Annotated in this window: 5 protein-coding genes; 2 read left to right on the top strand and 3 right to left on the bottom strand. The window is 75.7% G+C overall.

The genetic code is table 11. The features are described from left to right. The coding region (locus tag AF1_RS23300; protein ID WP_067803193.1) for a TetR/AcrR family transcriptional regulator at nucleotides 1-480 on the bottom strand (480 nt) is incomplete at its 3' end. A 264-nt stretch (nucleotides 481-744) separates the two neighbouring features. On the opposite strand from AF1_RS23300, the gene AF1_RS23295 reads away from it, so the two are divergent. Both AF1_RS23295 and AF1_RS23290 read left to right on the top strand, forming a co-directional pair. Beyond that, nucleotides 745-2,805 (top strand): bifunctional phosphatase PAP2/O-acyltransferase family protein, encoded by a 2,061-nt coding sequence (locus AF1_RS23295; protein ID WP_067803191.1) that lies wholly within the window; start codon nucleotides 745-747, stop codon nucleotides 2,803-2,805. Beyond that, entirely contained in the window at nucleotides 2,805-3,767 is a 963-nt protein-coding gene (locus AF1_RS23290) for a DMT family transporter (RefSeq protein ID WP_067803189.1), read from the top strand. The genes AF1_RS23295 and AF1_RS23290 overlap by 1 nt, the downstream gene beginning before the upstream one ends. 39 nt (nucleotides 3,768-3,806) lie before the next feature. On the opposite strand, the gene AF1_RS23285 is transcribed toward AF1_RS23290, so the two are convergent. Next, nucleotides 3,807-4,982: a PucR family transcriptional regulator gene (locus AF1_RS23285; RefSeq protein WP_131732662.1), complete on the bottom strand. Its 1,176-nt coding sequence runs from the start codon at nucleotides 4,980-4,982 to the stop codon at nucleotides 3,807-3,809. A gap of 102 nt (nucleotides 4,983-5,084) precedes the next feature. Then, nucleotides 5,085-6,380: an acyltransferase family protein gene (locus AF1_RS23280; RefSeq protein ID WP_165488386.1), complete on the bottom strand. Its 1,296-nt coding sequence runs from the start codon at nucleotides 6,378-6,380 to the stop codon at nucleotides 5,085-5,087. Nucleotides 6,381-6,493: the final 113 nt, after the last annotated feature.

Here is a 6,493-nt window from a genome sequence, read left to right as displayed (position 1 = left end):
GGCGATGTCGGCGGGGGTGGCGGTGCGGAAGCCGCCCTCACGCTGGCCTTCCTCGACGAGGGCCCGGAAGCGTTCGTGGTAGCGGCGGCGTTCGGCGCGGACGGCCTCGCGGCGGTCGCGCGAGAGCAGGTGCGTGGAGCGGAAGAACACCGTGAAGTCGTCCAGGTAGAGGAACGAGGTGTTGAGGACGTCGACGGCGGCGGCGCGGAGGCGTTCCTCGGCGGTGCCGGGGCCGTCGGCGATCTGCTCCAGGCGGGACATCTGCAGGCCGAGGAGCCGGTGGTAGATCTCGTAGAGGAGATCGTCCTTGGAGCCGAAATAGTGGTACATGGCCCCTTTGGTGACGCCGGTGGCGTTCACGATCTCCTGGACCGAGGTGTTCTCGAAGCCCTTCTCGGCGAACATGCGGGTCGCCACGGCCAGCAGCCGGTCGGGCAGTGGCAGGGTGCCGGGTAGCCGGCCTACGGGCGCCTGCGTCATGACTCCACCTCCGTTCGGGAATGCCCCGGGGGCCTCGCGCCGCCCCGGTGCGGCCGCCCGTAGATCGCCGACAGCCTACCGGCGGCACGGGCACGGCGCGTATCGGGACGTCCGCGCCGGCGGCGATGCCGGCGGCGGCGACCGCGCCAAGGCGCCGGACCGGGGGTAGGAGTGAAAGGAACCGGTGGTTCATGGTCGCCCGGGCCGATCGTGGGGAGGATGATCGGTGGGGGGTGGAGCGATGCGCGATGCGGGAGGGGCGTCGTGATCGGGGGCGAGCCGGTCGCGGCCGGAACCGGCGACGAGGCCGGGGGGCGGGCCGCGGCGGCCGCCCGCGAGATCGTCACCGCGCTGGGAGTCCTGGTCGTCTACCTGGTCTTCACACACGCCTTCAGCGGGGACCGCGCGGCCAGCGACGCGCACGGGCGCGCGCTGCTGGAGTTCGAGCAGTGGGCCCGGCTGGACGCCGAACGTCCGCTGAACGACCTGCTCGTCCGGCACGGATGGCTGGGCGCGGTCGCCGCCTGGGAGTACGCGACGACGTACGTGATCGGCACCTTCGGGTTCCTCGGCTGGCTGTGGTGGCGGCGCAGCCCCGTCTACGCGTGGGCGCGCAACATGCTGATCCTCGTGACGCTGATCGCGATCTGCTGCTTCGCCCTCTGGCCCACGACACCGCCGAGGCTGCTGCCGGGGGAGGGGTACGCCGACATCATCGCGCACCACCATCCGCCGGCCACGTGGGGCACCGGGATGGTGTCGGCGGGCGCCAACCCGTACGCGGCGATGCCGAGCCTGCACATCGGCTGGGTCGCGTGGATCGGGGTGGCGGCGGTCCGGGCGCGGTGCGGTGCCTTCTTCACCTGGCTCTGCGCCGCGCACCTCGCGGTGACGGGGCTGGTGATCGTCGCGACGTCCGCGCACTACGTGGTGGACATCCCGGGCGGGCTGCTGCTCATCCCGGCGGCGGCGGTCGCCGAGCGGGTGCGCGCCGGCCTGCTGCGAGGCCGCCGGGACGACCCGCCGCGGCCGGGACGGCAGCAGCGGATGGCCGCCGCCGACGCCTTCTTCCTGTACGTCGAGAGCCGGGACGTCCCGCAGGTCGTGGGCGGGGTCGCCGAGTTCGCCGGGCCCGGGCCGCCGGCCGAGCGGGTGCGCGCCCTCATCACCGAGCGGCTGCCCCGGCTGCCGCGGCTGACGCAGCGGGTCCGCTCCGGCGGGGCCTTCCGGCGCCCGCGCTGGGTGGAGGCGGGCTACGTCGACCTGCGCCGGCACGTCCAGGAGGTGGACCTGCCGGCGTCCGGCGGACGGCGCGCGCTGGACGGCCTCGTCGCCCGGCTGATCGCCGAGCCGCTGGACCGCGACCGGCCGCCGTGGCGGTTCTTCCTCGTCCGCCGCGAGGGCGGCCCCGACGCCGCCGTCGTCCTGTTCCACCACGCCCTCGTGGACGGCACCGGCGTCATCGACATCCTGCGCGCCCTCCTGGAGCCCGCGCTGCCGGAGGCGGCGGTGCGCGGCCCCCGCGGGCTCCGCCGCGCCGCCGCCGTCCTGCCCGGCCTGGTCCTGCTCGGCCTCGACGGCACCGCCCGGACCGTCTCGGTCACCGGGACGCTCGGCCCGGAACGCGCCTTCGGCACCGCCACGCTGCCGCTCGACCGGGTCCGGGCGGTCGCCCGCGCGGCCGGTGTCGCAGTCGCCGACGTGCTCCTCGCGCTGGTCGGCGAGCTCGTCGCGGACGTGCTGGAACGGCGCGGCGAACGGGTGGACGGCCGGCCGCTGCGCACCGCCGTCCCGATGACGCTGCGCGCCCCCGCGCCGCCCGGCCGGGGCCGCACCGCCGTGCCCGGCAACCTGACCGCCGTGCTCCGGCTGGACGTCCCGGTCGGCCGGATGCCCGTCCGGGACCGGCTCGCGGCCGTGCACGACGCGGCGGAGCGGCGCCGCGGATCCGGCCGGGCGGTGGCGGGCACCGCCGTGCTGCGGCTGATGGGCGCGCTGCCGCCGCCGCTGCACGCGCGCGCCGCGCGCGGCATCCACCGGGCCGGGTCCTTCGGCGGCATCGTGTCCACCATGCCGGGACCGCCGCTGCCGATGTCGCTGGCGGGCGCGCCGCTCGGGGACGTCCACCCGATCCTGCCGCTCGCCGGCGGTGTGCCGTTCGCGGTGGGCGCGCTGAGCTGGAACGGGGCGCTGCACGTGTCGGTGACCGCCGAGCCGCGGGTGCTGCCCGAGAGCGCCGGGTTCCCGGGCGGCCTGCTGCGCGCGTTCGAGCGGCTGGCCGCGGCCGTCCCCACGGGCAGCGGAGCGCAGAGCGGCACGGCCTGATGGCCTGGTCGGTCGGCTTCAGCCTGCTCGCCGCGTTCCTGTTCGCCGCCGCGGCGGCGCTGCAGTACCGGGCCGCGCGGCGGGTGGTGCGCGGCGGCTCGGACGCGAGCGCCGCGCAGGGGCTGATCCGCCGGCTCGTCCGCGACCCGGTATGGCTGACCGGGTGGGGGGTGAACCTGGCCGGCTTCTGCGCGCAGGCGACCGCGCTGCATTTCGGCTCCACCGCCCTCGTCCAGCCGCTGCTGGTCACCCAGCTGGTCTTCACGATCGCCCTCGGCACCGTCGGCACGGGCCGCGGCCCGGCCCGGACGGACCTGCTCGGCGGCGCCGCCGTGTCGGCGGGTCTCGCCGTCCTGTTCACGGTGCCGGGGGCCATCCCGCCGGAGGGCGAGCCGTCCCGGTCCCGGCTGTTCATCGCCGGCCTGATCGCCGCGCCGCTCGTCGCCGTGCTGTCCCGGGCGGCGTGGCTGCGCGCCGGGCCGGTGCGGGCGGCGCTGCTCGGCGTGTGCGCCGGGCTGTGCTTCGCGGCCACCGCCGTGCTGATCAAGCTCACCACCGCCGACCTCGTCGACCGCGGTGTCGCGGCCACCGCCGCCGACTGGCCGGGCTACGCGCTCGCGGGCAGCACGCTGCTCGGGCTGGTGCTGGAGCAGCGGGCGTTCGCCGCCGGGGCGCTGCCCGCCGCGATGACCGCGATGACGATGACCAACCCCATCGCGTCCTACCTGGTGGCCGCGTTCGCGTTCGCGACGCTGCCGCCCCGGACCGCCGCGGCGTTCACCGCCGTCTCGGTCAGCGCCGTGCTGCTGACCGCCGGGGTGGCGCTGCTGTCGCGGTCCGCGCACACCGCACGGGCGGGCGAGCGCCGGCCCGACCCGCGCGCCGGACGCGAAGAGAACCTCCGCCCGCTCCGCGGCGTCCAACCCCCCGACCGACCCTGCCGGGAAGGACCCCCCTCTTGATCACCCGACGCGCGCTCCTGCTCGGCGGGCTCACCGGGGCTAGGCGGTCCGCTCGGCGCGGCCGGACCGCACCAGCCAGCTCAGCATCAGCATGAGGTCGAGCCGCCCGTCCAGCCCGGAGAACCGGCCGCCGGTCAGCTCGGCGATACGGCGCAGCCGGTACCGGACGGTCTGCTCGTGGATGTGCAGCCGCTCCGCCGCGATCACCGCGTTGTCGCCGCACTGCAGGTAGGTCAGCAGCGTCTCGGCGAGTGGCTGCCGGCGCGCCGGGGGCAGCGCCAGCAGCGGCCCGACAACGGCCTCGGCGGTCGCGCCGACCAGCTCGTCCGCGGCGAACGTGGCCAGCGAGGCGATGTGGTCCACGCACCGGACCGGCGTGTCGCACGGCAGCAGGCCCCGCTCGGCCAGCGTCAGTGCGTGCCGGGCCCAGCGCAGCGACACCGCGCCCCGGTCGAGCGGCACGGTCGGCCCGATCGCGGCCGTGCCGAGCCTGCGCAGCGCCGGCCGCAGCCGGTCCTGACCTGGGCCCTCCGGGTCGGGTACCACGAGGAACGGGAGCGGCGCGTCCCAGGCGGCCAGCACGGTGGGCGGCAGGATGCGCGCGCCCGCGGGAGCCCCGGCCGGCAGCGCGACGAGGGCGATGCTCTTCGGCGGCTCCCAGCGGGCCGCGGCCGCCAGCGCGGTGATCGCCTCCCGGCCGGGCGACGGCTCGGCGATCAGCAGGTCGCGCAGCCGTTCGCGGCGGTGCTCCCGCTCGGTCGCGAGCCGCCCCTGCTGGCGGGCGTACCCCTGCGCGGCGGCGTCGGAGACCCGGGCCAGCAGCATGAACAGCGAGTCGGTCAGCCGGCCGAGCGTCTCCCGCGACCAGCCGAGCCGGTAGGCGTCCTTGATGAACCGCCGGCACGCGACCTGGCTGCTCACCCGCATCGCGTTCTGCAGGGGGTCGAGGCTGCGGCCCTGCCGGGCCTCCTCCTCGCCGAGCCGCAGGTACATCTCGGTCAGCTTGCGCGCGTCGGCGTTCGGGTGGTCGACGGAGTCGACGAAGAACGCGACGGTGGCGCTGACCGTCCGCTCCACCCGTTTCGCGTAGTCGCCGCCGTCGCCCGCGTACTCCGGGACCTGGTCGCGGATCTCCCGCTCCATCTCGGCGACGGCGGCCTGGAGGTGCTGCCGCAGCAGCTCGGGCAGCTCGGCGGGCATGGGCCCTGATGTCATCCGGTATCCGTTCGGCGGCTCGGGGCGGGGGGCGAACCGGCCTCACCCTAAGCAAGAAGGTGAACGCTGTCACCACCCGCCCCACGGTCACCGCCGGTCAGGTCAGGTCCGGGCGGGCTGCGGGACGGCCGCCGGGGCGGCGCGGTGCCGTGCCGTCAGCCGCCGTCCGAACCGCTGCGCCGGACGTTCGACGTACCGGTGCGTGAACGCCGCCGACCCGAGGACGGCCGCGACCAGCACCACACCCCACCCCGCGCGCACCGCGCCGGGCAGGTGGCCCGGGTCGCGTCCGGCGACGTGCCAGATCAGCTGGATGACCAGCGGGTGCAGCAGGTAGAGCGAGTAGCTGACCAGCCCCGGCCAGACGAGGAACCGGGGCATGGCGCGGTGCCGGAGCGCGAGCCCGGCCAGGAACGTCAGCCACGCGGCGGCCACGGCGGTGGACCAGTCCGGGCCGAGGGGGTTCGGGTTGGCGTACAGGGCCCAGGAGGTGGGGGCGCGCATGCCCGCCACCAGCGAGAGGACGGGCACGGCCGCGACCATCGCCACGGTCGGCCGGCGGCGCAGCCGCCCCTCCTGGATGCCGCGGACGGCCGTCCCGGCGAACATCGTGGCGATGATGCACAGGCTCTCGATGGCACCGATGCGGCTGTTGAGGACGAGCAGCGCCAGCACCGGCACCGCCACGACCGCGACGCCGGCCCGCCGCGCCGCGCGCCGGTGGCTGAGCATGGCGGCCAGGCCGCCCGCCAGCAGCGATGCGGCGATGAGGACCGTCCCGGCCGGCCATCGGGAGGCGAGCAGCCCGGACGGCAGGACGACGCCGAGGATCGCCGCGCCCATCCCGAACCCCAGCGCGGCGCGGGCGCTGGAGCGGTGTACGCCGGCGACGAACATCGCCGTGATGAGCAGGTAGAAGACCATCTCGTACGACAGTGTCCAGAGGACGTTGACGGCGTTCGGCACGCCCAGCAGATCCTGCAGCATTGTCAGGTGCGCGAGGGCGGACGCCCAGGGACGCTCGCCGAGCGCGGGGGGCAGCCCGTAGGACAGGCCGGCCGCCCCGAGCGCCAGTGCCAGCGTCAGCGACACGCACCAGGCGGGGTACAGGCGGAAGAACCGCCCGGCCCAGAATCGCCGGACGCTGCCGCGCCGCTCCAGCGAGAACGGCACGACGTAGCCGCTGACGAGGAAGAACACGAACACCCCGTACCGGCCGAAATCGAACCATGGGCTGGCCGTTCTGCGTATCTCCGGGAGCAGCACGTCCAGGGAGTGCTCGAACACCACCACCAGGGCGGCCAGTCCGCGCAGGGCGTCCAGCCAGCCCATCCGGGAGGCGCGTTCCGGGGGAGCACCGATGGTCGATTCCGTGGGAGTCAGGGGATTCGTCGGCATCCGGGCCACCATAGGGGCCGGACCGTTACCTTTTCTAACCCCAAATGAGATTTTTTCGGGGAAAAGCCCCTTGTCGCCGTCGGCTGTGACCAACCCCACAGGCCGGTGGGCGG

Origin of the sequence: Actinomadura formosensis NBRC 14204 (assembly GCF_001552155.1) — a bacterium.
GTDB lineage: Bacteria > Actinomycetota > Actinomycetes > Streptosporangiales > Streptosporangiaceae > Spirillospora > Spirillospora formosensis.
Note: the sequence above shows the minus strand (reverse complement) of the source record. Positions and strands in the feature narration are given on the sequence as shown.

Coding starts and splice junctions, on each gene's coding strand:
- AF1_RS23290 (WP_067803189.1), top strand. CDS start 2,805: ATGGCCTGGTCGGTCGGCTTCAGCCTGCTCGCCGCGTTCCTGTTCGCC.
- AF1_RS23285 (WP_131732662.1), bottom strand. CDS start 4,982: ATGACATCAGGGCCCATGCCCGCCGAGCTGCCCGAGCTGCTGCGGCAG.
- AF1_RS23280 (WP_165488386.1), bottom strand. CDS start 6,380: ATGCCGACGAATCCCCTGACTCCCACGGAATCGACCATCGGTGCTCCC.